The organism is Moraxella equi (assembly GCF_002027555.1).
Lineage (GTDB): Bacteria > Pseudomonadota > Gammaproteobacteria > Pseudomonadales > Moraxellaceae > Moraxella > Moraxella equi.
Window position 1 is genome coordinate 1 of record NZ_MXAP01000123.1, and the last position, 2,234, is coordinate 2,234.

At 42.3% G+C, this 2,234-nt stretch carries 2 protein-coding genes; both read left to right on the forward strand.

The genetic code is table 11. From position 1 onward, the window contains the following. The first annotated feature begins 529 nt into the window (after positions 1-529). Positions 530-1,759, forward strand: a complete 1,230-nt coding sequence (gene nhaA / locus B5J93_RS11255) for a Na+/H+ antiporter NhaA (RefSeq protein ID WP_079326467.1) — start codon at positions 530-532, stop codon at positions 1,757-1,759. A 149-nt stretch (positions 1,760-1,908) separates the two neighbouring features. Then, positions 1,909-2,234 (forward strand): hypothetical protein (locus B5J93_RS11260; protein WP_143823539.1); only part of this gene is annotated, 326 nt, incomplete at its 3' end.

Consider the following 2,234-nt stretch of genomic DNA (forward strand, 5'->3'; position numbering starts at 1 on the left):
GTTGAGAGTGGGGTAAAATTTAGTAAAAATTTGATGATTTGATCAATTTTTTCATAAAAACGATTATCTAGCCACTCAATTTAAAAAGCAAAATCTTAACGTTCACTCAAGTTAAGCGACAGATGATTTTTCAGCGTAAAAACTTGTCTGATAGAAAATTCACAGCCTACGTTTTCCTGCTTTTTAAATAGTCATTTTTTATTGACAACATCAAAGACGTACGCCACATAGGAAAAATAATCATTTGCATGAAAATACCTAATCGTCACTCACAAACTAATAGATGTCACAACCCGAGTTTGACGTCAGATTAATCATCCAAATACCTAGTCCATATGCACGGATATCATCTTACAGCACTTGCATTTGGCAAACCCACAGAAAGAAAACTTACACAAATAATCACAAAACTGCTTTCGTATTATTAATTTTTGTGATATATTCACAAGATTGGTTAATTTTTATTTATAACTAATTTTTATAATTATAGGTTTTGTTCCTTCATTTATATTTATAGGAAAAGATAGTCATGTCGATGAGTCGCATAAAAGCCTTTTTTGCCTTAGAAGCTGCTGGGGGCATCATCCTTGCCTTAGCTGCCGTACTTGCAATGATTGTTGCAAACTCACCTTTATCTGAACTTTATAATGCTTTTATTCATGCTCCTGTCGTGGTGCAAATTGGTCAATTTGAGATTGCCAAAGACGCTCATCATTGGATTAATGACGGTCTGATGGCGGTCTTTTTCTTTTTGGTGGGGCTAGAATTAAAGCGTGAGGCTTTGATAGGTGAACTGTCCGATGTCAAGCAAATCGTCCTGCCTGCCATCTGTGCCATCGGTGGCATGGTCGCCCCTGCTTTGGTCTATTATGGACTAAATTATGGTGATGCTGAGGCTCTAAAAGGCTGGGCAATCCCTGCTGCCACGGACATTGCCTTTGCCATTGGCGTGCTTAGCTTGCTCGGCAACAAAGTCCCTAATGCCTTAAAAGTATTTTTGGTATCCATTGCCATCTTTGATGACATCGGGGCGATTATCATCATTGCCTTGTTCTACACGTCTGAATTATCATTGATATCACTGGGCGTGGCAGCGGTGTGTTTGCCCTTTTTGTTCCTACTAAATCGCCTAAATGTCACCCGTCTCACGCCTTATCTGCTTATCGGGCTTATCCTATGGGCCGCCATGTTAAAATCAGGCGTGCATGCAACCTTAGCAGGCGTACTTTTGGCATTTTTTATTCCTTTGAAAAACAACGCCGACCCTGAGCATTCACCCCTAGAAGAGCTAGAACACGATTTACACAATACTGTCGCCTTTGGTATCTTACCTCTATTTGCCTTTGCCAATGCAGGGATTTCTCTGGCGGGGACTAACATGGGCGAGCTCATGCACGGCGTACCCATGGGTATTGCCCTAGGTCTGTTTATTGGTAAACAGCTTGGCGTGATAATTCCTGTGTTTTTGGTCGTCAAAATGGGTTTGGTCAAACTGCCCACAGGCACAAACTTCATGCAAATCTATGGCGTCTCTCTGCTTTGCGGTATCGGCTTTACCATGTCGCTCTTTATCTCGGGGCTTGCCTTTGGCGGCATTCCTGATGATTATGACCCACGTTTGGGCATTATCTTAGGTTCGCTTATCTCGGGTATTGTGGGCTATCTTGTCTTGCGTGCCAACATCAAAGACGCTGACCATCCCACCCTTGCCAAAAATGATGAGATGTATTTAGGTGTTGGCGAACCGCCCAAACATTAATCATGCCAAAAACAAAAAAACAAAAAGCGGGCAACATGTCCGCTTTTTGTTATCTGATCTTTTCATTTATCCGTGTTTGTCATACAATAAACCAACTTCATCACCCATCAGTGCCATCATTATCAGCCCCATGATTTAAGGAAACTCCCATGTCTTATCGCACCGTCCTTGATTTGGCGTCCGCCTTATCTGATACGGACAAGCTAAAACTGGCTTATCATCTGCTCGGGCAACTCATGCTTGCCCAAAGCCCATCATCCGCCCCTACCCAAAAACTGCCACCCTCTACCGATTATGACTATTGCTTGGAGCGAGTGCTAAAAAGCAAGCCCAATCGTCTGCCTGCCCTACGGACATTTTTGGAGGCGATTTTTATACCAACCGAACCCAAAATATGCTACAATACCCCTATGGCATACTCAGATGATTTTAGACAACAAGTACTAAGGCAACTAAATTGTGGTAAAACCTACCG